This window comes from Pseudomonas sp. SK2 (assembly GCF_016772395.1).
GTDB lineage: Bacteria > Pseudomonadota > Gammaproteobacteria > Pseudomonadales > Pseudomonadaceae > Aquipseudomonas > Aquipseudomonas taiwanensis.
Window position 1 is genome coordinate 3,092,703 of record NZ_CP061944.1, and the last position, 23,841, is coordinate 3,116,543.

The following is a 23,841-nucleotide window of genomic DNA, read 5'->3' on the forward strand; positions in this document are numbered from 1 at the left end:
ATCAATCCGCGGACGCGGACCGGACCGTCAGAAGGCTGCACGGCGCATGGTTGAGGAGCCGTTCGGTGGTGTCGCCGATCAGCTTGGCCCAGCGCCTGGGCTGCACCACGCCGACCACCACCACGTCGATCTTCAGCGTGGCGACCAGAGACTGGATCACGCGCAGCGGCGCACCTTCGATGAAGTAGCGCTGCGCATGGACAATGCCATGGATATCGGCCAGCTCATCGAACGGTGCCTGGAGCGACTCGCGCACTTGCTCCGCCCAGGGCGCTGCAAGGTCGGGATTGGCCAGCATAGCCATGGGCAGGTCGTACGCCGACAGTAAATGGACCTGGCCGTTGCATGCGCTACCCAGTTGTCGACCTGCCTCCACCAGCGCATGGTTCAGCGCTTGCTGCGCAAGGTCCGCCTTGGCCACATCCACGGCGACCAATATGCTCGCGGGCATGGCCGGGGCCTCGGCAGGCACCAGTTGCAAAGGCACCTGACACGTATGCAGCAACGCACGGTCAACCGAGTACTTGTCGATCAGGCCACGTACCGGACTGGCGGAAAGCCCCTTGATCACCAAGTCAGGCGCACAACGCGCGATGCATGCCGGTAGGAGATCACCCGCCGTGGCGGTTTCCAGCGCTTCGAAGGTGATGTGCAACCCTGTGGGCGCCTGCTCATCGAGCAATGCCTTGAGCCCGGAAGCGAAATGCGCGAATGCGGCTGACGGTTGGGCAGCTTGCCGCCCTTGATCGGGCACGCCACGTTCGGCAGGCGTATGGATGCCCAGTACATGCAGCGAGGCACCTGACGCTTGAGCCAATCCCAGGGCCCGACGCAACGCTGCATCGACCTGGACCTGGGTCATGACCAGAAGCATCCGACGGTACAGGCTCATCAGCCACCTCCTGGCGCGAATGGGGGTGCCGCACCGCTGTCATTATCGAAGCTGGCGGTCAGCCAATCTTGATAAATATCAAGGCCATCAAGCCCCACTGCGTCACCCTTGGCCTGAACCGGTGGGCCTTCATCGAGGCTGCCATCGCCGTGGAGGCCATCATGAATGCTTACTCGCGACTGCTACTGATCTGCCATCCAGACCTGCACCCCTCGCCTGCCCTGACGCGTGCCCAGGCGCTGGCCAGCACGACTGGCGCCACCTTGCACCTGGTGGTGCTCAGCCAACTCCCCTCACGTCTGGCCACCCTGGACCAAGTGCTGCGCGCCAATGCCCGCAAGCAGGACGCCGAGCACCGCAAGGCTTGGCTGGCCGACCAGGTGAAGGCGCTGGGCGAACTGGGCATCAGCGCCTACGCCGAGACACTGGACGATGAAGACCCGCTCAAGGACTTGATCCGGCTGGCCCAGTTGCACCGGGTAGAGATGGTGATCAAGGACATCAAGCACGAAACCGCCTTGAGCCGTGCACTGCTCACGCCTTTGGACTGGCAACTGCTGCGCCGTTGCCCGATCCCGCTGCACTTGGTGGCCCAGGCGCAGACCAACTTGCCAGCGCGCATACTTGTCGCCGTCGATCTGGTCGAGCACGACCCTGTGATCGACAAGCTCAACGACCACATCCTGCAATCGGCACAGGCCCTGGCACAGCGATGCAAGGCGCAACTGCATCTGCTGCAGGCCTATGAACCCAGTGCAAGCTTCGTTGCCTATGCCGCCGCCCCCGTCGCCTGGACTGACAAACTGGTCGAGGAAATGTCGGGTCGTGCGCGCGAGCGCATGGCAGCGTTCGGCGGCCGCTACGGCATCAAGCCAGATCATCTGCACCTGGTGAGAGGCGCTGCCCGTAACGTGGTCAGCGAATACGCCAACCAGCATGGCTTCGATGTGGTGGTGATGGGCACGCTGTACCATGAGGGGGTGAGCAAGGTGGTCGGAAGTACCACCGAGCAAACCCTGTACAAGGTTCACTCCAGCATTCTGGCGATCCACGGTTGAACGATCGCTCGCCTGGTTTCACCTCCTCCCTGGAGTGAAACCAGGCCAGGCGACCTCAGTCTCGATGCCAATCGACACTCAAGTACACATCGCTGTCGCTATAGCGGTAGCTGCACGCGCCATCGTAGGCGGCCTCCAGTTCATGACCGATGCGGTTGGCCAGGTGCGTGCCAGTGGTGGTTGCCACCAGTTGGCCCTGCTGGTAGTCGATCGCGATCAAGCGCTCAAGAACATGCGTCTGCCTTTCCTGTTGCTCCACGTTGTGCATGAGTTTGCGAATCTCCTCTTCATGCGCTGCCAGAAAACGGCCCGACACCCGCACTTGTCCGGCAGCGGCACGGTCTTCGATGCGCCGGCATGCCGGGCAGACGATCGACTCAACCGGCCCAGGCCCCGTCGCCCCATGGGCGTGCCACTCGCCTCCATGGTAGGCAGCGCCACATTGCGGACAACGCGCACTGCCAGCAGGACGATGCGCCGTGGCATAGGGGTCGAACGGATGCGGCTTGAACAGTTTGTCCTTGTGGCTTTTCTGGTATTTGTCCATTGGCGTACTCTCCGTGCAGGGTGTAGGGGGCGCAGGCCATTGCATGCTCTGACATGCCCAGTGTCCGCCCGCTGGCTATGCTCGACTTGATAATCGTCAAACCGCGCAGTGGCATGCCGCTTATGTTGCTGTGAACGACCTCTGGAGCGCAGGGCATGAATGACACACCACCGTTACTGTTCGCCGTGCAAGGCAGCCAGGCCTATGGTCATGCCGTGGCGCAACGATTGGGCTGGAAGCTGTCTGCGCATGAAGAGCGCGACTACGAGGATGGAGAACACAAATGCTGGCCTGCCGAGTCGGTCGACGGTCGATCGGTCATCGTCTTCCATTCGCTCTTTGGTGACGCGCACCACAGCGCGCACGACAAGCTGTGCCGCTTGCTGTTCTTCTGTGGTGCGCTCAAGGACGCCGGTGCCCGCCAGGTGACAGCTGTCACGCCTTACCTGTGTTATGGCCGCAAGGACCGCAAGGTGGAGTTTCAGGACGCGACCATTACCCGCCATGTAGCCCGGCTGATGGAAAGCTGCGGCATCGACCGCGTGGTCGCGCTGGACGTACACAACCCCAGCGCCTTCGACAACGCCTACCGAATCCCGAGCTGGAACCTGCAATGCACCCAGCTATTCGCCCAACACCTGGCCCCGCTGCTCGGAGAAGAGGCTGTCACGGTCGTCTCGCCGGATATCGGTGGTATCAAACGCGCCGAGCAGTTTCGCCAGGTCCTGGCGGACCTGCTGGCGCGCCCGGTTTCGGTGGCCATGATGGAAAAGCATCGCCAGCCGACGGGCCTGAGCGGCGAACATCTGGTTGGCAATGTGGCAGGCAGCACCGTCATCGTGTTCGACGACCTGATCAGCACGGGGCAGACGCTGCTCCGCGCTGCCCACGCCTGCCGGCAGGCCGGCGCCACCCGCATACTGGCCGCAGCCACCCATGGCCTGTTCACTACAGGTGGCGAGCTGTTCGACAGCTGTGCGTTCGAACGAGTACTGGTGACCGACAGCATCTCGCCCTTTCGCCTACCCGTGCGATGTCTGGAACAGCTGGATATCGTCGATACCAGCGCCCTGGTTGCCGACTTGCTTGCCTGCCGCCGGGGCTTGGACGCATGACTCCGGCGCCGGGCCTTACACCGCCAGGATATTGCAGGGAATCTGGTACAACACATGCTCCGTGGTGCTGCCGAACAGTCGGTCCAGTCCCCGGGCGAGCGGCCTGCCCATGACGATCACGTCCACCGGATGGGTTTCGACGTATTCGCTCAGCACCGCGACCGGGCGGCCCAGTATGAAGTGCCTGCGCTCGGCCGGAGCGCCATAGCGGTCAGCCACCGCCTTGAAATCCTCCTCCAGTGCCTGGCGCAGGGACTCGCCGACGTCGTCAATGGCCCAGGCGCCATATCCCATGTCGCCCATGTAGGCCATGGTCAGGTCGCACGCGAACAGCAGGTCCAGTTGCGCGCCGGTCTGCAACGCGAGCGCATTGGCCTGCTGGACGATGCTGTCATTGCGCGCCTGGCCCTCGGGCGATGGATCGGCCACGTCTACCGCCGCGACGATCTGGCGAGGCAAGGCCGGTCTGGCTGCGCCCAATAGGTAGACCGGGATCGGGCAATGCCGCAGCAACTGCCAGTCCAATGGGGTAAAGAAGGCCCGCTTGAGCACCGGTTCGCGCTCGACCTGCTTGAGCAGTACATCCGGCTGCATCTCCAGGGCATGTTCGAGAATATCCGCCTGCAGATCGCTGCTCCAGGCGACTTCCGTCGTCACTTGCACACCCGATGCCCGCAGCACCTGGGCCTGCGCTTCGAGCTGCGCCTGCTGGGATTGCAGGTAAGCCTGCCGCTCGCTCTGATGGTCACCTGTCTCCAGGAACCTGAGCTTGTCCAGCGATTCCAGCAAACCCACGATGTGCAGGCTGGCCGAACTTGACCTGGCCAGGGCGGCCGCCTGTTCCAAGGCACAGGACTGGCGCAATGCAGGGCGCAGGATCAGCAACAGGCGTTGATAGTGGCTCATGGTAGCCTCCGACGATCGGTTCGCCTGATCACTCAGGCAATGGGGGTTGCATCAAAGGTGCTGTCTTTTCCGGGATATCGGTCATGGTTGCCTCGGTCAGCAGCAGGATGCTGGCGACTGAGACTGCGTTCTCGAGGGCGATGCGTACCACTTTGGTGGGGTCGATGATGCCGGCCTCGTACAGGTCGACGTAGGTGTTGGCCGCCGCGTCGAACCCGATGCTGCCCGTTTCGGCGAGCATGCGTGCCACCACCACGCCCGCGTCCACCGCGGAATTTTCGGCAATCATCCGCGCTGGGGCCTCCAGCGCACGGCGCAGTATCTGCAAGCCGGTGCGTATATCACCTTCGCTGCCCGCCTCTTCAGCGAGCAACGCAGGCACCGCCTTGAGCAAAGCCAGGCCACCGCCAGGCACCATGCCTTCGGCGATGGCCGCGCGGGTGGCGGCCAGGGCATCATCCAACGCGTCCTTGCGCGCTTTCATCTCCGCTTCGGACGGTGCCCCGACGCGGATCACTGCCACACCACCCGCAAGCCTGGCCAGGCGTTCATGCAGTTTTTCCCGGTCGTAATCGCTGGTGCTGGCCTCGATCTGGGCGCGGATCTGCGCAACGCGGGTAGCCACCGCTTGCTGGGTGCCCTTGCCACCGATCAACGCCGTACTGTCTTTCAACACCACCGCACGGTGCACCTGGCCGAGCTGGGACAACTGCAACTGATCGAGATTGATGCCAAGCTCCGCCGACACCAGGGTCGCCCCCGTGAGCACCGCGATGTCCTGGAGCATTTCCTTGCGCCGGTCGCCATACCCAGGAGCCTTCACGGCCACCGCTCGCAGCACGCCGCGGATCTGGTTGACCACCAGCGTGGTCAAGGCCTCGCCGTCGATGTCTTCGGCGATCACCACCAGCGGCTGACCGCTTTTCGCCACTTGTTCCAGCAGGGGCAGCAGATCGTTGAGTGCGCCGATCTTGTGATCGCACAGCAAGACACAAGCATCGGTCAGCTCGACCTGCATCTTCTCGGTGTCGGTGACGAAGTAAGGCGACACATAGCCCCGGTCGAAGCGCATGCCATCCATGATTTCGACCACGGTTTCGGTGGTCTTGGATTCCTCCACGCTGACCACGCCTTCCACGCCGACCTTCTCCAGGGCATCCGCGACCAACTGGCCAATCAACGGGTCGTTGTGCGCCGATAACGTCGCCACCTGGGCTTTTTCCTTGGCAGTGCTGACCTGGCGTGACTGCGCCAGCAGCGATGTCATGACCAACGCCAGCCCTCTGTCCAGGCCTCGCTTGAGGTCGATGGCGCTGGCCCCGGCCACCACGTTGCGCACGCCGTCGGCCAGGATCGCGTGGGCGAGCACTGTCGCGGTACTGGTGCCATCCCCCACCGCTTCACCGGTGCGTTCGGCCGCCTGGCGCAGCATCTGGGCGCCAAGATTTTCCTCTGGGTCCTGCAGATCGACCCGTTTGGCGATGGTGACTCCATCGTTGCAGACGGTCGGCTTACCCCAACTGCTCTGCATCAGCACCGATTTCGATTTGGGCCCTAGCGTAACGCGCACGGCATCGGCGAGCTGGGTGGCGCCACTGAGAATTTTCTCCCGCGCTGCAGAGCGGAACAGCATTTTGCTGTGGGGCATGGTATTGCCTCCCGTGTAGGCTAGGGCATGAAACAGCTGCTGCCAGCATCCCGCTCCACCACATTGGGTGCTTGATTTTTATCAACCCTACAAGGCGCTGAACGCTGCGCTCAGCGTTGATCCAGGTACCGGTAAAGGGCCTCTTCCTGGTCGAAGTGCAACTTTGCCAAGGTGTCCAGGCGTATCAGCTGGTGCTGGATGTCATCTGCGCTCGGGCTCGCTGCCGCCTGACTGAAATCGTGGTTCATGCAGGACAGAAGATGGATGAGGCGGAAAATTTCCCGGTGGGTATGGCTCATCGCCGACAACGGGTCTTCGCCGGGCATGAAGCGGCTCAGCAGCGGGTACAGACGACGCTCGTCATCGCGCTCGTGGCGCTCCAGAAGGTCATGCAGCCCGGTGACCAGCCTGCCGAGGTCAGCCCGCGCCTGCTCGATGGGACGCTTGGCGAAGTCGCAGGCCATCTGGCTCAGTTCCGTCAGCAACCCGTCGAGTTGCCGATGCTCGTCCTGCAACCGATCCAGGTCCTCGACGGCAAGCCCGCTGCGTTGCCTGGCCGTCAAGGGGCCTAGCGCACGCAAGGCGTTGACGATGATCAACAGGTCGATACCTTCCTGCAACACCGCCCCCAGCAATGCCGGCAGGTAGCCGGCGGCTGCAACCACCATCGCCAGCAACGACAGGCTCATCCCCACCCATACTCCCTGCCGGGCGATGTACACGGCATGCCGGGCGATATCCAGGGCCTCGACCAAGCGATCGAGCCGATCGACCAGCAACACCACACCGGCCGCCTGGGCGGAGGCCGTCACGCCAGAAGCCCCCATGGCAACCCCGACATCGGCCGCCGCCAATGCCGGTGCGTCGTTGATGCCGTCGCCGACCATCAGCGAGGGGGCCGTACGGCAGCCCTCCTGCACCAGGCGAATTTTGTCTTCTGGCGAGAGCCCTGAGCGAAGCTCGTCGATACCCGCCGCCAGCGCGACCATTTCCGCGGTTTCCGGGCGGTCACCGGTGAGCATGACCACCTTGTCGATCCCTCGCGCCCGCAGGCGTCGCAGTGTCTGGGGGGTTTCCCGGCGCAGGTCATCGGCCAGCCGCAGTACCGCTTTCAACTCACCGTCAACCGCCACGAAACTGCCGCTGTTGGCCAAGTAGTCCAGTTGCTGCAAACGCTCCTGTGCCCAGTGCCCATCGTCTTTCTCCTGCTGCACATAGGCCAGGGCACCCAAGCGTACAGCCTTGCCGTGCACAACCCCGGCGAGCCCCTGGCCGGGGCTTTCCTCCACCTGCTGGGCGGCGGTCAGCGTCACGTTGCGCAATCGGGCAGCATGAACAATGGCCTGGGCAATCGGATGGGTCGATGACTGGGCCAACGAAGCGGCCAGCTGCAGCATCTGCAAGGGCGCGCCCTGCCCCCTCACCTCGATCGACTGCAACTGGGCATGGCCACTGGTCAAGGTCCCGGTCTTGTCGAGGAACACCTGGCGCACGCCGGCGAGGGCTTCGAGCACCTCGCCGTCACGCACCAGTATGTTGCGCCGTGCAGCCCTCGAAATGCCTGAAATGATGGCAATCGGCACAGCCAGTATCAGCGGGCAAGGCGTGGCGACCACCAGCACGGCGAGCACCCGCTGCACATCGCCACTGGCCCACCACGCCAGCGCAGCCATCAGCAATGTCAACGGGATCAGCGCCAGTGCGTAGCGGTCGGCCAGGCGCACGAACGGTGCCCGTGACTGACGTGCCGCTTCGGCCAGTCGCACGATGCCCGCGTAAGTGCTTTGCGCTGCGGTACGGGTGGCCAACAGGAGCAGCGGCGCGCCTGTGTTGGTCACGCCACTGGCCACCGGCTCACCGGCATGGCGGGTGACGGGCAACGATTCGCCGGTCAGCGCAGCTTCGTCCAGAGTCGCCTGCTCAGACTGCAAGTACCCGTCCACTGGCACGATTTCGCCCAGGCGCACCAGGACGCGGTGGCCAGCGCGGACTGCGTCGACCGGCACCTCACGCAAGCCCTCCTGCTCCTGAATCCAGGCCCGCTGTGGCGCCCGGTCGATCAGTGCGCGCAATTCGCGCTCGGCGTGACGCAGGCTGAGCGTCTCCAAGGCACGCCCCGTGGCCAGCATCAGCGCAACCACGGCGCCCACCAGCATTTGCTCCAGGGCCAGGGCCGCGCCAATCGACATCAGCGCGATCAGGTCGATGCCCGCCTCACGCCTGGCCAGGCGCTGGACCATTTCCACCGCCAGCACCACTGCCATGAGCGCGCTGCCGCCGGCCCAGATCAACGCCGCCCAAACCGGCTGTTGCGCGGCATAGACCAGCCCGCCCAACAGCAGGGACAGGACGCAGACCAGCAACAGGCTTGGGTCCAGCCATCGACGTGACATGGCCGTTACTTGCGTTTGGCCTGCTGGAGCAACTGCTGGACCTGTTCCTGGGCCTGTGTCGCTCTGCGCAACGCCTCGTTGGCGGTCTGCTCGACCATATCGATGCGGTAGCACACCTGGTCGGCCCGCAAGCGCGCGGTCGCCGCGTTGTTCTCGGCCGACTCCAGCCGTGCGTCGTATTGCTCAGCGTGCCATGGCGTGCATCCCCAAACCAATACCAGCAGCAGGCTGGACAAGCCGGCAAGCAGATAGCGTTGCATGGTGGTGCCCTCGCGCATGCTCAAGACACCCCTAGTATCGGCACCGGCACTCACCGCAGCCTGACATTTATCAATCTCGCCAGGCGTACGGTAGCGCGCCGGTTTTGACCTTTGTCAATCGCGTGGTACCGCTGGAGGGTAGAAACATGGGCTGAGGGCATCTCGGCCCACCTTTCCAATGGATAGCGGAGACCATCATGAACGACCTTGATTTGCGCGACCTGGTGCTTGAAGAGTTGGCGTTTCAACCTGACATCAATGCCGCCAGCATCGGTGTGACGGTGCAGGATGGCGTGGTCACACTGTCCGGCCACGTCAGCAGTTATGCCCAGAAGATCAGTGCCGAGCGCACCGTCAAAGCCATGAAAGGCGTGCGTGGGCTGGCCGAGGAAATCGAAGTCCGACTGAACAAGCTCGAAGGTACTGCGGACGATACCATTGCCAGCCGCGCCCTGAAGATCATCGCCTGGAGCTCGGATGCCAATGTCGAGGGCATCAAGGTCACCGTTCACAAAGGCACGGTGACCTTGGAAGGCGAACTGGACTGGCAATACCAGAAGGAAGTGATCGAGCAAGCGGTTTGGCGTCTGTCGGGCGTGGTCGGCGTGCACAATCGCATCACCTTAAAGGCGCGGGCCAATGCCAGCGATATCCGCCATCGCATCGAACAGGCCCTCAAGCGCAGCGCAGAGATCCAGGCCGAGGGCATCCGCATTACCGTCAACGGCGGTGTGGTCCGGCTGGAAGGCAAGGTGCACTTGCTTCGTGAACGGGAAGTGGTCGAGCGCGCTGCCTGGGCAGTGCCTGGCGTAAGCAAGGTTGAAGACTACCTGTTGATCGCCTAGCCCGGCGGCCCACCAGGAGAGACGGTCATGAACAAAGATCAGCCCTGGACGCTATACCTGCTGGCAATCGGCCTGGCCGTGCTCGCCGCCATCCAGTTCGGCCTGTTCAACCGAGCGGCCGTTCAGACCATCTCCTATAGCCAGTTCCTGCAATTGCTCGAACAGCAAAAGGTCAGTGAGCTGCGGATCGAACATGACCGCATCCTGGGCACATTGCAGGAACCGATCGCCGGGCGTTCGGTGTTCTCCACGGTGCGGGTCGACCCGCAGTTGAGCGAGCAATTGGGCCGTACGGGCGTTACCTTCACTGGGGTAGCCGAGGACAGCAACCTGACGAGCCTGGTGGGTTGGCTGATGCCGCTGATGATGATGCTGGCGCTGTGGTTCTTCCTGTTTCGTGGCGTGACCGACAAACAGGGGTTGGGCGGGTTGATGAGCGTGGGCAAGTCACGTGCGCGCGTCTATGTCGAGCGCGATACCAAGGTCACCTTCGCCGATGTGGCGGGCATAGACGACGTCAAGGGCGAGCTCACCGAAGTGGTGTCCTTTCTCAAGAACCAAGCGTTCTATGCCCGCCTGGGGGCGCATGTGCCCAAGGGCACGTTGCTGGTCGGCCCCCCTGGCACCGGCAAGACCCTGGTCGCCAAGGCCATCGCCGGAGAGGCGGCGGTACCGTTTTTCTCGATCTCCGGGTCGGAGTTCGTCGAGATGTTCGTCGGCGTGGGCGCGGCGCGGGTGCGCGACCTGTTCGACCAGGCCCGGCGCGCAGCGCCCTGCATCATCTTCATCGACGAACTGGACGCCCTGGGCAAGATGCGTGGTATCGGCAGCCTGGGCGGCAACGACGAGAAGGAACAGACCCTCAATCAACTGCTGGCCGAGCTCGATGGCTTCGATCCACGCGAAGGTGTCGTGCTGCTGGCAGCGACCAATCGCCCTGAGATACTGGACCCGGCGCTGCTGCGCGCCGGACGCTTCGACCGGCAGATCCTGATCGACCGCCCCGACCGCAAGGGCCGCCTGGCGATCCTTAAGGTGCACCTGCACAAGATCGTCTACAAGAACGACCTGGACTTGGAACGCATTGCCGAGATCACCCCTGGCCTGACCGGCGCCGACCTGGCCAACCTGGTGAACGAAGCCGCCATCGTCGCCACCCGGCGCGCCAGCCAATGGGTTGAGCTGCAGGACTTCACCGCTGCCGTCGAACGCCTGGTGGCAGGCGTGGAGCGCAAGGGCAACGTGCTGCGCGACGATGAACGCCAGGTTGTGGCGTACCATGAAATGGGCCACGCACTCGCGGCAAGCAGCCTGCCGGCGATGGACCCGGTGCACAAAGTGTCGATCATCCCCAGAGCCGCTGGCTCGCTGGGGTTCACGCTGCAACGGCCGACCGATGACCGCTACCTGATCAGCGCGCAGATGCTGCGCGACCGGATCGTCGTACTGATGGCCGGGCGGGCCGCCGAAAGCCTGGTATTCGGCCAGGTGTCCACCGGAGCCGCTGACGACTTGGGACGCGCCACCGACATCGCCCGCCAGCTGATTACCCGCTTCGGCATGAGCACGGAGCTGGGCCAGGCAGTGCTGGAGCGGCAGCAGGCCAGCTACCTGGGCGAATCGTTGTTGCGCCAGGAGCGCAAGGACTACTCGGAGCAGACCGCAAGGGAAATCGACCTGGGTATTCGCGGCTTGCTGGAGGAAGCCTACGCCCGTGCCCGGACGTTGCTCGAACAGCGACGTTCCGACCTGGACGCTGGGGCACGCCTGTTATTGGCCAAGGAAACCATCACCCCGGAAGAATTCCCCGCGCTGCTGCCCCTGGCCAAGGAGCCTGCCACCTATAATCTGGTCGATGCGGCCAAATGACAGACCGATCCAATCCGAGTACCGACCATGCTCACCGTCACATTGATCAACATGCTGGTGGTGATCCTGGTGGTGATCATCCACTACGAATGCCTGCTTCGCCTGAACGACTGGCTACCGCGGCTGAAGCTGTGGAGCCGGTTCCGGATCGTCGCTGGCGTGTTTGGCGCGCTGCTGGCCCATGCCTTGGAGGTCTGGTGTTTCGCCCTGGTGTATTACCTGATGGCCCACGCCGAGGGCTGGGGCACGCTCAGTGGCAACTTCGACGGCAGCTTGCTCGATTGCGTGTACTTTTCCTTTACCACCTACACCACGATAGGCTTTGGCGACATCGCCCCTACCGGTCATCTCAAGTACCTCACCGGCCTGCAAGCGTTGACAGGCCTGGTGCTGATCACCTGGACCGCGTCGTTCCTGTTCCTCGAAATGCAGAAATACTGGAAAGCCAAATAGCGCCGGTTCAGGCGTCTGGGTGCGGTGTCCAGTGCCATTGCGCAACCTCAGGCATGTCTTCGCCATGCTCGATCAGGTACAGCTTGTGCTTTTCCATGGTCGACCAGTAGCGGGTTCGCGCCCGCTCCACCTGCGCTTGCAGGCGAGGCACGCGTTCGAACACATCCAGCACCAGCTGGTAGCGGTCGAGGTTGTTGATGACCGCCATGTCGAACGGCGTGGTGGTCGCCCCTTCCTCACGAAAGCCATGCACATGGAAACGCTGCGGGTTGGCACGCTTGTAGATGAGGCGGTGAACCAGGGCCGGGTAACCATGGAAGGCGAAGATCACCGGCTGCTCTTCGGTGAACAGCGCATTGAAGTCACTGTCGGGCAAGCCGTGCGGATGCTGTAGCGGTGATTGCAGTGCCATCAGGTCGACCACGTTCACCACCCTGACCCGCAGGTCGGCGACGTCGTCACGAAGCAGGGTTACCGCCGCCAGCACTTCCAGCGTCGGCACATCGCCTGCGCAGGCGAGGACCACCTCCGGCAGGTCATCGTCATGGCTGGCCCATGCCCAACGCCCGATGCCAGCCTGGCAGTGCAGGTTCGCCGCCTGCCCATCCAGCCACTGCCACTCCAGTTGCTTGCCGGCAACGATCACATTGATGTAGCCACGGCTGCGCAGGCAATGGTCAGCCACGGACAGCAGGCAGTTGGCGTCCGGGGGCAGGTAGATACGCGCAAGATCGGCCTTCTTGTTCGCCAGAAGGTCCAGCAGACCTGGGTCCTGGTGCGAAAAGCCGTTGTGGTCCTGACGCCAGACATGCGAGGTCAGCAGGATGTTCAACGAAGCGATCGGCTTGCGCCACGGCACTTCGGCGGCTGTCTTGAGCCATTTTGCATGCTGGTTGATCATCGAATCGACGATGTGGATGAACGCTTCATAACACGAAAACAAGCCGTGGCGGCCGGTCAGCAGGTAACCCTCCAGCCAACCTTCGCATATCTGCTCGCTGAGAATCTCCATCACCCTGCCATCTGGACCGAGGTGGTCATCCTCGGCACCGTGGGGGTCCAGCCAGACCTTGCAGATCGCCTCGAATACCGCATCCAGCCGGTTGGAAGCCGTCTCGTCAGGGCCGAACAGGCGGAAATCGCGGGACACCAGGCTGTTCTTGATCACGTCGCGCAAGTAGCTGCCCAGAACCCGGGTCGCCTCTGCGCGTACGCGTCCAGGCCCGTCCATCTTCACGCTGTAGTCGCTGAAGCGCGGAAGGTCCAGCGCTCGCAACAGCAGCCCGCCATTAGCATGTGGGTTCGCGCTCATGCGCCGCCGCCCGGTCGGGACCAGCGCGGCCAGTTCCGGCAACAACGCGCCCTGGGCATCGAACAATTCATGCGGCCGGTAGCTTTCCAGCCATTGCTGCAACTGCTGCAAGTGCAGTGGCTTGCGAAGGTCTCCCAGGGGCAGTTGATGGGAGCGCCAGGTTCCCTCTACCCGCTGCCCATCGACGAACGTCGGCCCCGTCCAGCCTTTTGGGGTGCGCAAGACCAGCACCGGCCACAATGGCCGGTCGATGGCTTGGCCCGCCTCGGTGTGCCGGGCAAGCCGCTGGATCTGGCAGATTTTCTCGTAGATCACATCCAGCGTCCTGGCCAACGCCCGATGCACCTCCATCGGTTCGTCGCCCTCGACGAAATAAGGATCATAACCGTAGCCATACATGAGGCTGGTCAACTCGTCCTCGCTGATCCGCGACAGCACCGTCGGGTTGGCGATCTTGTAGCCATTGAGGTGCAGGATCGGCAGTACCGCACCGTCGCGCGCGGGATTGAGGAATTTGTTGCAATGCCAGCTCGCCGCCAGCGCTCCGGTTTCCGCCTCGCCGTCGCCGATGACGCAGGCCACGATCAGCTGCGGATTGTCCAGGGCTGCGCCATAGGCATGGACCAAGGCATAGCCCAGCTCGCCACCTTCGTGCAGAGAACCCGGAACATGCGGGCCGACATGGCTGCCAATGCCGTACGGCCAGGAAAACTGACGAAACAACCGCGCCATTCCCTGCGCGTTCCGTTCTATCGCAGGGTTCAGCTCGGTGTAGGTGCCATCCAGGTACGCCTGGGCAACCATGGCCGGGCCGCCATGGCCAGGGCCGGCGACGAACAACATGTTCAGGTCGTAATGGCGGATCAGCCGGTTCAGATGGGTGTAGATCAGGTTGAGCCCTGGCGACGTGCCCCAGTGCCCCAGCAACCGAGGCTTGATGTCGGTCAGCTTCAGCGGCGTGGCCAGCAAGGGATTGCCCTGCAGGTAGATCTGGCCAACGGTAAGGTAGTTCGCGGCCCGCCAGTAGGCATCCAGCCATTCCAGTTCCTCGGTGCCTGGAAAATCGTTCATGATCGCCCCCTCTGTCGATGGCGCGCACGCGCATGGGGTTCAGATGTCCCCGGCGCGGATATCTTCTTCCCGCCGGCTCTGCTGACGGATCAGCAACGTCAGCTCGTGCAGGTGGTCGGCCAACAGCCCCACCAAGTCGTCCGCGGTGACGATTCCGACCAATAGGCCAAAGTCATCGACCACCGGGATCCGCCTGATGTTGGCTCGCCGCATGTTCAGAATCACATCGAACAGGTCTTCGTTCTGGTTCGCGGTGATCAATGGACGTGGCAGCACGTCGATGGCCTGCAGGTCTTCCTGGTCAGGAGGGTTGCGGGCGATGATCCTCAGCGCAAGGTCACGGTCGGTGATCAGGCCGATGGGCCGGCAACGGTCGCGGTCGACAGGCTCGGCCAGCACCAGGTCCCCGACGTGGTACCGGCTCATCATCCGCGCCGCGGCGTAGATGGAAATGCTGGGGGGCGCTGTGACCACATCCCGGTTGCAGTATTTGCCAATGGACATGATGTTCTACCTTTTGGAATGCGAAGGCGGAGCGTCCCTGCTCCTGAAATCGGTCGGGTCAATCACTTGCTGCTTTTGATAGGAATCACTTTTTCAGGGTGAATCGCTTCGGCGCGCTTGGGCAGGTGCACCAACAGTACGCCCTTGGCAAACTGGGCATTGATCTTTTCAGCGTCGACTTCACGGGGCAGTTGGAAGACCCGCTCGAAGCTGCCGTAATGCCGCTCCGACAGGTGGTACTCCTTACGCTTTTCGTCGACCTCTTCCTGCTTCTCGCCGCGAATCACCACATTGCCATTGACCAGCTTGATCTCGATGTCCTTGTCGTCCACACCTGGCAGTTCGGCACTGATGCGAAACTCATCGGCCAGTTCGCTGATATCCATTGCCGGCATGCCATGGGCGAACAGCTCACGGCGCCAGAACGGCTCGACATCGAATGGGGTGTGGCTGAACGGCATGCGCAATGGCCGGCGCCCGAAATCGTCGAACAGGCTGTCGATCTGGCGCCGCAGCTGCTGGAACGGCCGCCACAGGTCCGACGGCTCGGTGCCGGGTGGAGAAGCCTTGGCAGGTTGGGTGGCTGCGGGAGTGACAGGTACTTTCTTGGCTGCTTCGGACATGGCGACCTCCTCGAATGAGTAATGCCTCCCAGGGAGACACCTCGATCGTGCGCGGGCAGGCAACCCCGCGCTTGACCTTTATCAATCAGCGCGCTGCTGCCATCGCTTGTCGGTTTGATCCTGATCAAAGTCCCGTTCTGGCAGACGCCTAGCCTGAAAACAGTGCGGTCCATCCAGACACTATCGAGGCGACTATGGAGCGGGACGACGGCAAGCGTGTCCGCTTGCTGGAAACCTTCCCTGGCCCGGGTATTCAACAATGCCTGCGCCTGGCACAGTGCAGCCCGCAATTCACCGAGGCGATGCCAGGCCAGTATTGCCTGCTGGCCAATCGCACCGAGCGCTGGCCATGCAGCTACGTCAGCCTGCCCGGAGTGGATGGACGGTTCGTGGTGACTACCCACGGTGCGCACCCGCTGGGGCAGCCAGGCGAGCTGCTGGGGTATTCAGGCCCGTTGGGCAGCGGCTGGCCAGTGCCCTTGCAGAGTGCGCGCCTGCTGGCGATCACACGGGGCGAAGGGATATTGGCGCTATTGTGCATGCTCGATGAGGTCCGCTGCTGGCTGCCTTGGGTACAGGTGCGCTTGCTACACGAGGGCTTGGCGCTGGAGCACCTGCCCGCTGAATGCCGGCCATGGCTTCGCGCGCAAACGACGGCGCCGCGCGACCCCTCAAGCGGATGGATGCAACTGACACAGCAACTGCAAGCATTCAGGCCAGACACGGTCTACTGCTGCGCGCCGCCCCAGGTGGCTCGACAAGCAGCACGCCTGTGTTGGCAAAAGGGGATATCGCCACAGCGCATCTGGCTGCGGACCGACCATATGCCTCGGCCAACCTGGGGGGATCACTGTCCACTGGGAGGGCCGGTCCAGCGCTATGACAGGGTCCTGGCTGCGCTCAAGTGGGTTCCTCCAGCCGGCTGAGGTTCAGCAGGCTTTGCAAGTCGACCAGCCGAACTTCCCGCCCGACGCATTTCACGAACCCTGCCTGGGTGAAACGGCTGAACAGCCTACTGACGGTTTCCAGGGTAAGGTCCAGGTAGTTGGCGATATCGCCACGGGACATCGGCAGGTTGAAGACGTCTGCGCGCAGGCCGCGTTCGTGATAACGCGCCGACATGCCGAGCAGGAATATCGAAAGCCGCTGTTCGGCTCGGCCGTGGCAGCAGCGCAAGTGCTCATCCTTGCCCTGAATCCCCATGCTCAGCATATGCAACAGCTGGTAACGCAAGCCTGGGATCTGCCCCGACAGGTCGACCAGCTGATCCAGCCTGATGGAACACACCAGCGAAACCTCCAGCGCCAGGGCATAGCTTCGATAATGCCTTGCACCAATGGCGTCCAGCCCCAGCATCTCCCCCGGCAGGACGAAACCGGTAATCCGCTCGTTGCCCTCGGTATCGAGCAGGAAACTCTTGATCGCCCCTGAGCGTAGGGCGAACACGTGCTCCATCGGCTCATCGGCCTTGAACAGATACTCGCCCCTCTTCAACGGGCGGTTACGGCGCACGATTCGCTCCAGCTTGTCCACTTCGTCGGCACTGAGGCTGGCGGGCAGGCAAAGCCGGCTCAACGAACACGCAAGGCACTTCACATGGGGCCTTGCCCCCATATCCAGTGAGCCTGACATGACCATGCCTCCGCTAATGTGCATGGGGGGTATTAATACAAATTAGCTGGTTCCCCCGGCCTTTTCGCGCCCTCCGACCAAGGGTCACGCCGTCCTGCTCAAGGCTTGATGAAGATCAAGTCAGGTCTGCGCGCTGCTCTCATGCTCGACTGTCGGCAGGTTGCAAGCAGCCAGTGCGGCTCGATCGATGCTCAGTCCAGACAGAAGGCCCCATTTATGAAAATCAATCACTTGCTTTTGATCGCCCCTTGCGATGATCGATACAGCCCGGCGGTTGAGCAAAGCGCCGAATTGGCAATGGCCTTGGACGCCAGTGTTTCGCTTGCCGCGCTGCGTGCCCCATCCCTTGGCGGGCAGAAACCGTCCGTCGAGTCGTACCTGAAACAGCGGGCCTCCCATCTTGCGTCCAGGGGCCTTCGTGTCAGTCCTGATGTCACGGTACTCAAACCCACGGCAAACGGCGTCGCGGCGCAAGTCACGCGCTGTGGCGCGGACCTGGTGGTCATGGACCATGCCGCCGACGAGGCGGCGCATCAGGCCAACCTGGACCTGCAACTGCTGGAAAAAGCTCCCTGCCCGGTGCTGTTCGCTCGCGAACAGGTGGCGCCCAACCTGGAGAAGCTGTTCGTCGCCGCGCCAGCAAGCTGCGAAGACCTCGACGAACGGGCATTGAATGCCCACGTCATCGAGGTAGCCAAGGCCGTATGCCAGGCCCGCAAAGGCAAGATGCACCTGTTTTCGGTCTACGACCAGGCGGCGCTGCTGCGCCATAGCGAGCACTACAGCCTGGCAGAAATCCCAAGGTACGAAACCTTGGCCGCCACGTTCAAGGCATTTGCTGGGCAGCTTGGGATACCGACGCTTCACCATCACCTGATCGTCGGCTCTTGCGCCCATACCCTCTGCGCCTATGCCAATCGGTGCGAATACGACCTGGTGGTGATCGCCAATGCCTATAACCTGCGCCAGCACGAGACACTGCGCTATTTGCTGAGCCACCTCACCTGCAGCCTTTTGGTGGTCAACGCACCGAACAGGGCAATGCAGCCAGCGACCCAAGCCTGGGCGAGCCTTGACGATCCGCTGTTGTTCCCTGCCTGACAGGTGACACCCGCTGGAGGGCAGGCAATTGACAACTATCAAGTCCGCGCAGGGCCAAGCGTCGAAACTGAAGCTCCATTGTCCATTCCCGACACACGAGGATTATTGCCATGGCTCCTACAGAACCCTCCCGCCAATACACCGCGCCCTCGTTTCCCAAGCCTGCGGGCGAGCATTGGATCGAAGCCCTCGACAATGGCACCCATGTGCTGATCAGACCGCTGCAAGCCAAGGACCGGGAGCGCGAGAGGGCCTTCATCGAACGGCTGTCACCGCAGTCGCGGCATTTTCGCTTCCTGTGCCAGATCAAGGAGCCCGGTGAGGCAATGCTCGACCAGTTGATGGCGGTCGACCAGGACCGCCAAGCGGCCTACGTCGCCCTCGCCCATGTGGACGGCGAGCTGCAAGAGGTGGGCATTTCCCGTTACGCCGCCATTGCCGGCAAGGATGAATGCGAATGCGCCGTGACCGTGCTCGACAGCTGGCAGCACCATGGTCTGGGTCGACTCTTGCTCAAGCACCTGACCGATCATGCCCGGGCCAAGGGCCTACGACAGATGTATTCGATCGACTCGGCCGCCAACCAGGCGATGCGTGACCTGGCCAAGGCGGCAGGATTCACCACCAGCACCGACCCGGATGACCCGACCCAGGTCATCCATCGCCTGAACCTGACCTGAAGCGTCGTTGCGCCAGCGCCTGGGGTGGCCACAGCGCTGCCCCACCCGCTCTTCGCCCCACGACCTGCGGCCACATCCGCACGAGGAGGGTATCCATGAACGGTAACTCGCGCAAACTGATGGAAATGCTCTACGGCAAGCAATACCAGGTCGACAGCGCGGAGATCGCCCCCCTGCTGCATCAATTCGCCGAACCCTTGCCCGACCTCGAGTCCCCCGCCTTCGCCGCGCTGTTCGATCGCTACGCCGACGCCCGTGTGGTGATGCTGGGCGAGGCAAGCCATGGCACCAGCGAGTTCTATCGCGCCCGTGCAGCCATTACCCGGCGGCTGATCGAACAGCACGGCTTCAACATCGTGGCCGTCGAAGCCGACTGGCCGGATGCAGGGCACGTTGACCAGTACGTGCGGGGCTTGGCTCATTCGGCATGGAAGCGCCATATATTCAGCCGTTTCCCAACCTGGATGTGGCGCAACAGCGAGGTCAAGGCATTCGCCCACTGGCTGCATGGGCATAATCGCCTGCTCGCCGTCGACCGCCGCGTGGAGTTTCGCGGCCTGGACGTCTACAGCCTGCGCAACTCCATTCACGAAGTGCTGGCCTTTTTGGACCGGACAGATCCGCACCTGGCCCGCGAAGCGCGCCGACGGTATGGTTGCCTGACGCCCTGGCAGGATGACCCGACACTGTATGGCCACTTCGTCGAACGGGGTGGCGTCATGCCCTGCGAGCAGCCTGTGGTCGAACAACTGAATGTGATGCTGGCCGATCAGCTGTCGGGCCTGATCCGCAATGATGAAGCGTTTTTCAATGCCACCCAGAACGCACGCGTGATCATCGCCGCAGAACAATACTATCGGGCGATCTACCGAGGCTCGACTGCCTCGTGGAACCTGCGCGACCGGCACATGTTCGATACCCTGCGCGCACTGCTGGAACATCGCGGGCCACACGCCAAAGCCGTGGTCTGGGCACACAACTCTCACATCGGCAACGCCGATGCCACGTAAATGGGCTGGAAAGGCCAATTCAACATCGGCCAACTGTGCCGCCACGCGTTTGGCCGGGACGCCGTGCTGATCGGCATGGCCACCGACCGCGGACAAGTGGCCGCCGCCAGTGACTGGGATGGCGACATGCTGATCAAGGACATCCGTCCTTCGCGGTCGGACAGTTGGGAGCACCAGTTCCGCCTGGCAGGCGTACCGGCTTCCTTGACCGACTGGCGAGACCCACAGCGCAAGGAGCTTCGTCGCATCTTGTCAATGCCACTGCTCGAACGCGCGATCGGCGTCATCTACCGACCGGAGAGCGAACGGCTGAGCCATTACTTCGAAGCAGTGCTGGCCGAGCAATTCGACGCCCTGCTTTGGATCGAACAGACCCAACCGGTTGACGCCCTGCCTCTGCCGAAACAACAACACCTTGAACCGGAGGACGAAACCTATCCGTTCGGCGTCTGAACATCCGGCCTGCAAGGCTCAAGGGGATGGGTCTTGCAGGTGGGTGACGAACCAGTCACCCGCCAGAACGGCGACTTCGGTCAGGGTGCCAGGCTCTTCGAACAGGTGCGAAGCACCTGCTACTACCTCCAAGCGATGCTCGCAAAGCAGCATCCGACTGGCCTGACGATTGAGTTCCAGGACCTGAACGTCCCTGCCACCAACGATCTGCAGGGTCGGGGCTTGTACCCGCTTGAGCGCTTCGCCTGCCAGATCGGTGCGCCCTCCCCGGCTGACCACCGCCGCCACCACCTCCGGGCGCTCGGCCGCCGCACACAAAGCCGCCGCTGCACCCGTACTGGCGCCGAACACGCCAATGCGCAAGCTAGCAAGGTCGGGGTCCTGGCCAACCCAATCGATGACATCCGTAAGCCGCTTCGCCAGCAGCGGAATATCAAAGCGCAGCGCGGCGGTCTGGTTGTCCAGTCGCTGCTCCTGCTCGGTCAAAAGGTCAAACAGCAACGAGCCGAGGCCGCGACTGGCGAGCACGTCCGCCACATACTGGTTTCTGGCGCTCAGCCGACCGCTACCGCTGCCATGGGCGAAAATGACCAAGGCCTGGGTGTTGGTGGGTAACCGTAGGTCCGCGAGCAGTTCGACGCCGGGCCATTTCATCGAGCGCAGCACTACCTCAGTCATCTTCAGCCTCCCCGCCACGGCCCCCGGACGACGCTGCGATCCCGGCCTTGTCCATCAGCGCCATGACCTCCTCGTCCGAGGTCTGCGGAAAGTCCTGGTACCAATAGCCGACCGAAACCATCCGATCGGGCACCAGCGGGCAGATCACCTCGTCCACTTCGCTCCACAGGGCCTCTAGCGTTTCCGGTGGCGCGACCGGCACCGCGACCACGATCCGCGCTGGCGATTGGGCACGCACCGCCTGGATGGCCGCCATCATCGAGGCCCCGGTTGCCAGGCCATCATCGACCAGGATCACGGTCTGGTCTTTGAGCCGAAGCGGAGGTCGGCCACCCCGATAGGCGCACTCACGACGTCTCAGTTCCTGTGTTTCCCTGGCTATCACGCTCTCAAGCAGGGCCCGATCGACCGGATAGGCCCGCAATGCATCGTCATTGAGAATCTTCACCCCTCCCCCAGCGATCGCGCCCATGGCATATTCCGGGTGCGATGGCATGCCAAGCTTGCGCACCACCAGCAGGTCCAGGCGAACCTTGAGGGCGATGGCGACCTCGTAAGCCACCGGCACCCCGCCCCGTGGCAAGGCGAGCACGATTACATCAGCCCGTTCGGCGTATTGGCTCAACGGCGCCACCAGGCAGCGACCGGCTTCAGCGCGGTCGGGGTACAGGGTGCGACGCGCAAGATCATGTGACATGGAAACCTCCCGCGCCGAGACGGCGCCTGTCGTTTCACCTACTGGCAAGCACTACCACCCTTCAAGGCGCCGTCGCCCGGGCTTCTTCAGGTAGCAGGTCGAACTGCTCGAGACAGCGCTGTTCATCGTCCGCCGTCAACGCCTTGTATGCGCTCACTTCCCGCATCGGCGTTTCGAACAAGGCCAGGCGGATCACGCCATTGCGATCGAGGAACGTTTGCGCCAGGCAGGTACACACCGGCTTGCCGACCAGTGCCGTGAGCTTCTCATCCCCTGGGGTGTTCACCTGGGCCTGCAAGTTGTCTGCGCAATTCTCCACGATACGGTCCACCGAGCGCCCCGCCAGCCAAAGCGTGCCGCCAGCGAGCAACGCCAGCAGCAGCAACAGGCCTAAAAGAACATTCGACTCCTGGGTGACCGAGCGCAGGAAGGCAAGCCGAGCCTGCCAGCCCGTGGCCTGACCATTGAAAATGGTCTTGCCGACCGTGCGCTTGACGCCACGCTGCACCACCCAGCCCAACGCCACGCACAAGGCCAGCAAAGCCAGCAGCACGAACGGGTGTTGCATGGGCAGACGCCAGCTTGGGCTCAACGACCGGTAGGTAGCGGCCACCATGAGCAATGCCAAGATCGCCACGATCCACCCCAGGCTACCCCGTGGCCGATGCATCCAGGCCCGGAGTTTCGCCCTCGCTTGTGTTTCCATGACAGCCTCCCGGCCCACGCTAGCGCACTGGGTCAATGGCAACGGTTTCCTGGTACTCGGGCACGCAGACCTGCCAACCGAGCTCGATGCTGATCCGCCGTCGCAGCGTGTCGGCGGCATGGGGCTCGCCATGGATGACGTAGGTCTGGCGTGGCGGGCGGGCGAATCCGCGCAGCCACTCCATGATCTCGTCGGCATCGGCATGCGCTGAAAGGTTCTCCATGGCATGCACCTGGGCCCGGATGGGCACGTCTTCGCCATGCAGGCGGACGTTGTGTGCACCGGCGACGATATCAGCCCCGCGCGTACCACCGGCCTGGAAACCCGAGAACAGGATGCTGTTGCGTGGGTTGGGGGCCAACGCCTTGAGATGGTGCAGCACCCGTCCACCAGTCGCCATGCCACTGGCGGCGATGATCACCGAAGGTTCCCGCAGCTGATCCAGATGCCGGGACTCATCGACCGTACGGATGATATGCGTGCCCCTGCACATTGCCGCGCATTCCGTGGACGTCAAGCGATGCTCGCTTCTGAACTGCTGGTACAGGGCGGTTGCATCGGTGGCCATCGGGCTGTTGAGGTAGACCGGGATGTCGGGTATCAGGCCATCGCGCTTGAGCTTGTACAGGTAGTACATCAGCAACTGGGCACGACCGACGGCGAATGACGGTACCAACGTGATGCCATGGCGCAGGAGGGTCTGGTTGATGACCTGGGCAAGGTATTGCTCGGTTGATCCGGTTGGGTGCTGGCGATCGCCATAGGTGGATTCCACCAGCAGCACGTCTGCCGTCCTGATCAGTTCAGGCGCGCGCATGATCGGGTCCTGTGGCCGGCCAAGGTCCCCGGAGAAGACCAGCGTCTGGCCATCGACCTTGATCTGCACCGTTGCCGCGCCAAGTATGTGCCCGGCCGTGCGCAACAGCAGCTCCATGCCTTGCACGACCATGATCGGGTGATGCAACTCCACAGGGCGCAGCAGTGCCAAGGCGCGCTTCGCATCCTGCTCGGTGTACAGCGGGCGTGCCGGTGAATGCTTGGAGTAGCCGTGGCGGTTGGCATGCTCGGCCTGCTCTTCCTGCAATCGGGCACTGTCGAGCAGCAGGATCTCGGCCAAGGCGCAGGTGGCCGGGGTTGCGTAGATCGGACCGGCATAGCCTTCCCGTGCGAGCACTGGAAGATAACCACTGTGGTCGAGATGGGCATGGGTCAGCACCACCGCATCGAGTGCATGAAGCGCCGCCGGAAGCGGTTCCCAGTTGCGCAGGCGCAGTTGCTTGTAACCTTGGAACAGTCCGCAGTCGATCAGCACACGGCTGCTGTCGCGGGTCAACAGGAACTTGCTGCCGGTCACGGTCCCGGTACCACCGAGAAATGTCAGTTGCATG

At 63.0% G+C, this 23,841-nt stretch carries 23 protein-coding genes and 1 pseudogene; 9 read left to right on the forward strand and 15 right to left on the reverse strand.

Annotation, left to right across the window (positions count from 1 at the left end):
* Position 1: 1 nt before the first annotated feature.
* Positions 2-892, reverse strand: coding sequence for a universal stress protein (locus IF103_RS13795; RefSeq protein ID WP_104881634.1), 891 nt, complete (start codon positions 890-892; stop codon positions 2-4).
* Positions 893-960: 68 nt separating this feature from the next.
* On the opposite strand from IF103_RS13795, the gene IF103_RS13800 reads away from it, so the two are divergent.
* Positions 961-1,950 carry a universal stress protein gene (locus IF103_RS13800; RefSeq protein WP_041925688.1) on the forward strand — a complete coding sequence of 330 codons (990 nt, stop codon included), beginning with the start codon at positions 961-963 and terminating at the stop codon, positions 1,948-1,950.
* A gap of 55 nt (positions 1,951-2,005) precedes the next feature.
* Here the strand turns inward: IF103_RS13800 and IF103_RS13805 are convergent, their stop codons facing one another.
* Complete coding sequence (locus tag IF103_RS13805; RefSeq protein WP_023380971.1) at positions 2,006-2,497, reverse strand: BCAM0308 family protein; 492 nt, start codon at positions 2,495-2,497, stop codon at positions 2,006-2,008.
* A gap of 155 nt (positions 2,498-2,652) precedes the next feature.
* Between IF103_RS13805 and IF103_RS13810 the strand changes: the two genes are divergently transcribed.
* Positions 2,653-3,612, forward strand: coding sequence for a ribose-phosphate diphosphokinase (locus IF103_RS13810; protein ID WP_202675407.1), 960 nt, complete (start codon positions 2,653-2,655; stop codon positions 3,610-3,612).
* A gap of 15 nt (positions 3,613-3,627) precedes the next feature.
* On the opposite strand, the gene IF103_RS13815 is transcribed toward IF103_RS13810, so the two are convergent.
* The 4 genes from IF103_RS13815 to IF103_RS13830 all read right to left on the reverse strand — a co-directional run bounded on the left by IF103_RS13815 (position 3,628) and on the right by IF103_RS13830 (position 8,819).
* Positions 3,628-4,518 carry a universal stress protein gene (locus tag IF103_RS13815; RefSeq protein ID WP_202675408.1) on the reverse strand — a complete coding sequence of 297 codons (891 nt, stop codon included), beginning with the start codon at positions 4,516-4,518 and terminating at the stop codon, positions 3,628-3,630.
* Between the two features lie 28 nt (positions 4,519-4,546).
* Positions 4,547-6,166: a chaperonin GroEL gene (groL, locus tag IF103_RS13820; protein WP_023380974.1), complete on the reverse strand. Its 1,620-nt coding sequence runs from the start codon at positions 6,164-6,166 to the stop codon at positions 4,547-4,549.
* Positions 6,167-6,276: 110 nt separating this feature from the next.
* The gene (locus IF103_RS13825; protein WP_027906736.1) at positions 6,277-8,559 is read right to left on the reverse strand and encodes a heavy metal translocating P-type ATPase; all 2,283 of its coding nucleotides are present in this window, start codon (positions 8,557-8,559) and stop codon (positions 6,277-6,279) included.
* Between the two features lie 5 nt (positions 8,560-8,564).
* Positions 8,565-8,819, reverse strand: coding sequence for an Lpp/OprI family alanine-zipper lipoprotein (locus IF103_RS13830; RefSeq protein ID WP_041925689.1), 255 nt, complete (start codon positions 8,817-8,819; stop codon positions 8,565-8,567).
* A 197-nt stretch (positions 8,820-9,016) separates the two neighbouring features.
* Here IF103_RS13830 and IF103_RS13835 point away from each other — a divergent pair, with 197 nt between their 5' ends.
* Genes IF103_RS13835 through IF103_RS13845 form a run of 3 tightly spaced genes read left to right on the forward strand, consistent with a single transcriptional unit; the run spans position 9,017 to position 11,986 of the window.
* Positions 9,017-9,664 carry a BON domain-containing protein gene (locus tag IF103_RS13835; protein ID WP_023380977.1) on the forward strand — a complete coding sequence of 216 codons (648 nt, stop codon included), beginning with the start codon at positions 9,017-9,019 and terminating at the stop codon, positions 9,662-9,664.
* Positions 9,665-9,691: 27 nt separating this feature from the next.
* Positions 9,692-11,533 carry an ATP-dependent zinc metalloprotease FtsH gene (gene ftsH, locus IF103_RS13840; RefSeq protein WP_186598186.1) on the forward strand — a complete coding sequence of 614 codons (1,842 nt, stop codon included), beginning with the start codon at positions 9,692-9,694 and terminating at the stop codon, positions 11,531-11,533.
* 27 nt (positions 11,534-11,560) lie between these two features.
* Positions 11,561-11,986: a potassium channel family protein gene (locus tag IF103_RS13845; RefSeq protein WP_023380979.1), complete on the forward strand. Its 426-nt coding sequence runs from the start codon at positions 11,561-11,563 to the stop codon at positions 11,984-11,986.
* A 7-nt stretch (positions 11,987-11,993) separates the two neighbouring features.
* Here the strand turns inward: IF103_RS13845 and IF103_RS13850 are convergent, their stop codons facing one another.
* The 3 genes from IF103_RS13850 to IF103_RS13860 all read right to left on the reverse strand — a co-directional run bounded on the left by IF103_RS13850 (position 11,994) and on the right by IF103_RS13860 (position 15,496).
* The gene (locus IF103_RS13850; RefSeq protein ID WP_202675409.1) at positions 11,994-14,369 is read right to left on the reverse strand and encodes a phosphoketolase family protein; all 2,376 of its coding nucleotides are present in this window, start codon (positions 14,367-14,369) and stop codon (positions 11,994-11,996) included.
* 39 nt (positions 14,370-14,408) lie between these two features.
* Positions 14,409-14,873: a CBS domain-containing protein gene (locus IF103_RS13855; protein ID WP_023380981.1), complete on the reverse strand. Its 465-nt coding sequence runs from the start codon at positions 14,871-14,873 to the stop codon at positions 14,409-14,411.
* Between the two features lie 62 nt (positions 14,874-14,935).
* A complete protein-coding gene (locus IF103_RS13860) occupies positions 14,936-15,496 on the reverse strand; it encodes an Hsp20/alpha crystallin family protein (protein ID WP_027906740.1) in 561 nt (186 codons plus the stop codon).
* Between the two features lie 194 nt (positions 15,497-15,690).
* Between IF103_RS13860 and IF103_RS13865 the strand changes: the two genes are divergently transcribed.
* On the forward strand, positions 15,691-16,422 hold the full coding sequence (locus IF103_RS13865; protein WP_023380983.1) for a ferredoxin reductase domain-containing protein: 732 nt from the start codon (positions 15,691-15,693) through the stop codon (positions 16,420-16,422).
* Here IF103_RS13865 and fnr read toward each other — a convergent pair.
* Positions 16,397-17,128 carry a fumarate/nitrate reduction transcriptional regulator Fnr gene (gene fnr, locus IF103_RS13870; protein WP_049818693.1) on the reverse strand — a complete coding sequence of 244 codons (732 nt, stop codon included), beginning with the start codon at positions 17,126-17,128 and terminating at the stop codon, positions 16,397-16,399. The genes IF103_RS13865 and fnr overlap by 26 nt on opposite strands.
* Before the next feature lie 120 nt (positions 17,129-17,248).
* Positions 17,249-17,662: a hypothetical protein gene (locus IF103_RS13875; protein WP_158664635.1), complete on the reverse strand. Its 414-nt coding sequence runs from the start codon at positions 17,660-17,662 to the stop codon at positions 17,249-17,251.
* Here IF103_RS13875 and IF103_RS13880 point away from each other — a divergent pair.
* From IF103_RS13880 to IF103_RS13890, 3 genes and pseudogenes are all read left to right on the forward strand, one after another.
* Entirely contained in the window at positions 17,633-18,229 is a 597-nt protein-coding gene (locus IF103_RS13880; RefSeq protein ID WP_158664634.1) for a universal stress protein, read from the forward strand. The genes IF103_RS13875 and IF103_RS13880 overlap by 30 nt on opposite strands.
* A 110-nt stretch (positions 18,230-18,339) precedes the next feature.
* Positions 18,340-18,909, forward strand: a complete 570-nt coding sequence (locus IF103_RS13885; RefSeq protein ID WP_023380986.1) for a GNAT family N-acetyltransferase — start codon at positions 18,340-18,342, stop codon at positions 18,907-18,909.
* Between the two features lie 95 nt (positions 18,910-19,004).
* Positions 19,005-20,372: pseudogene (locus IF103_RS13890) on the forward strand (erythromycin esterase family protein).
* 18 nt (positions 20,373-20,390) lie between these two features.
* Here the strand turns inward: IF103_RS13890 and IF103_RS13895 are convergent.
* The 4 genes from IF103_RS13895 to IF103_RS13910 form a co-directional block, all read right to left on the reverse strand.
* Positions 20,391-21,050 (reverse strand): dienelactone hydrolase family protein, encoded by a 660-nt coding sequence (locus IF103_RS13895; RefSeq protein WP_252189403.1) that lies wholly within the window; start codon positions 21,048-21,050, stop codon positions 20,391-20,393.
* The gene (locus tag IF103_RS13900; protein ID WP_202675410.1) at positions 21,043-21,747 is read right to left on the reverse strand and encodes a phosphoribosyltransferase; all 705 of its coding nucleotides are present in this window, start codon (positions 21,745-21,747) and stop codon (positions 21,043-21,045) included. The genes IF103_RS13895 and IF103_RS13900 overlap by 8 nt, the downstream gene beginning before the upstream one ends.
* Before the next feature lie 61 nt (positions 21,748-21,808).
* Positions 21,809-22,417: a hypothetical protein gene (locus IF103_RS13905; protein ID WP_104881632.1), complete on the reverse strand. Its 609-nt coding sequence runs from the start codon at positions 22,415-22,417 to the stop codon at positions 21,809-21,811.
* A gap of 55 nt (positions 22,418-22,472) precedes the next feature.
* Positions 22,473-23,840, reverse strand: a complete 1,368-nt coding sequence (locus IF103_RS13910) for an MBL fold metallo-hydrolase RNA specificity domain-containing protein (RefSeq protein ID WP_202675411.1) — start codon at positions 23,838-23,840, stop codon at positions 22,473-22,475.
* Position 23,841 lies beyond the last annotated feature (1 nt).

Coding starts and splice junctions, on each gene's coding strand:
- IF103_RS13905 (WP_104881632.1), bottom strand. CDS start 22,417: ATGCATCGGCCACGGGGTAGCCTGGGGTGGATCGTGGCGATCTTGGCA.
- IF103_RS13810 (WP_202675407.1), top strand. CDS start 2,653: ATGAATGACACACCACCGTTACTGTTCGCCGTGCAAGGCAGCCAGGCC.
- IF103_RS13845 (WP_023380979.1), top strand. CDS start 11,561: ATGCTCACCGTCACATTGATCAACATGCTGGTGGTGATCCTGGTGGTG.
- IF103_RS13825 (WP_027906736.1), bottom strand. CDS start 8,559: ATGTCACGTCGATGGCTGGACCCAAGCCTGTTGCTGGTCTGCGTCCTG.
- IF103_RS13875 (WP_158664635.1), bottom strand. CDS start 17,662: ATGCGCCGCCTCGTCGGCGGCATGGTCCATGACCACCAGGTCCGCGCC.
- groL (WP_023380974.1), bottom strand. CDS start 6,166: ATGCCCCACAGCAAAATGCTGTTCCGCTCTGCAGCGCGGGAGAAAATT.
- IF103_RS13880 (WP_158664634.1), top strand. CDS start 17,633: ATGGACCATGCCGCCGACGAGGCGGCGCATCAGGCCAACCTGGACCTG.
- IF103_RS13855 (WP_023380981.1), bottom strand. CDS start 14,873: ATGTCCATTGGCAAATACTGCAACCGGGATGTGGTCACAGCGCCCCCC.
- IF103_RS13860 (WP_027906740.1), bottom strand. CDS start 15,496: ATGTCCGAAGCAGCCAAGAAAGTACCTGTCACTCCCGCAGCCACCCAA.
- IF103_RS13805 (WP_023380971.1), bottom strand. CDS start 2,497: ATGGACAAATACCAGAAAAGCCACAAGGACAAACTGTTCAAGCCGCAT.
- IF103_RS13885 (WP_023380986.1), top strand. CDS start 18,340: ATGGCTCCTACAGAACCCTCCCGCCAATACACCGCGCCCTCGTTTCCC.
- IF103_RS13830 (WP_041925689.1), bottom strand. CDS start 8,819: ATGCAACGCTATCTGCTTGCCGGCTTGTCCAGCCTGCTGCTGGTATTG.
- IF103_RS13895 (WP_252189403.1), bottom strand. CDS start 21,050: ATGACTGAGGTAGTGCTGCGCTCGATGAAATGGCCCGGCGTCGAACTG.
- ftsH (WP_186598186.1), top strand. CDS start 9,692: ATGAACAAAGATCAGCCCTGGACGCTATACCTGCTGGCAATCGGCCTG.
- IF103_RS13815 (WP_202675408.1), bottom strand. CDS start 4,518: ATGAGCCACTATCAACGCCTGTTGCTGATCCTGCGCCCTGCATTGCGC.
- IF103_RS13795 (WP_104881634.1), bottom strand. CDS start 892: ATGAGCCTGTACCGTCGGATGCTTCTGGTCATGACCCAGGTCCAGGTC.
- IF103_RS13900 (WP_202675410.1), bottom strand. CDS start 21,747: ATGTCACATGATCTTGCGCGTCGCACCCTGTACCCCGACCGCGCTGAA.
- IF103_RS13910 (WP_202675411.1), bottom strand. CDS start 23,840: ATGCAACTGACATTTCTCGGTGGTACCGGGACCGTGACCGGCAGCAAG.
- IF103_RS13850 (WP_202675409.1), bottom strand. CDS start 14,369: ATGAACGATTTTCCAGGCACCGAGGAACTGGAATGGCTGGATGCCTAC.
- IF103_RS13835 (WP_023380977.1), top strand. CDS start 9,017: ATGAACGACCTTGATTTGCGCGACCTGGTGCTTGAAGAGTTGGCGTTT.
- fnr (WP_049818693.1), bottom strand. CDS start 17,128: ATGTCAGGCTCACTGGATATGGGGGCAAGGCCCCATGTGAAGTGCCTT.
- IF103_RS13865 (WP_023380983.1), top strand. CDS start 15,691: ATGGAGCGGGACGACGGCAAGCGTGTCCGCTTGCTGGAAACCTTCCCT.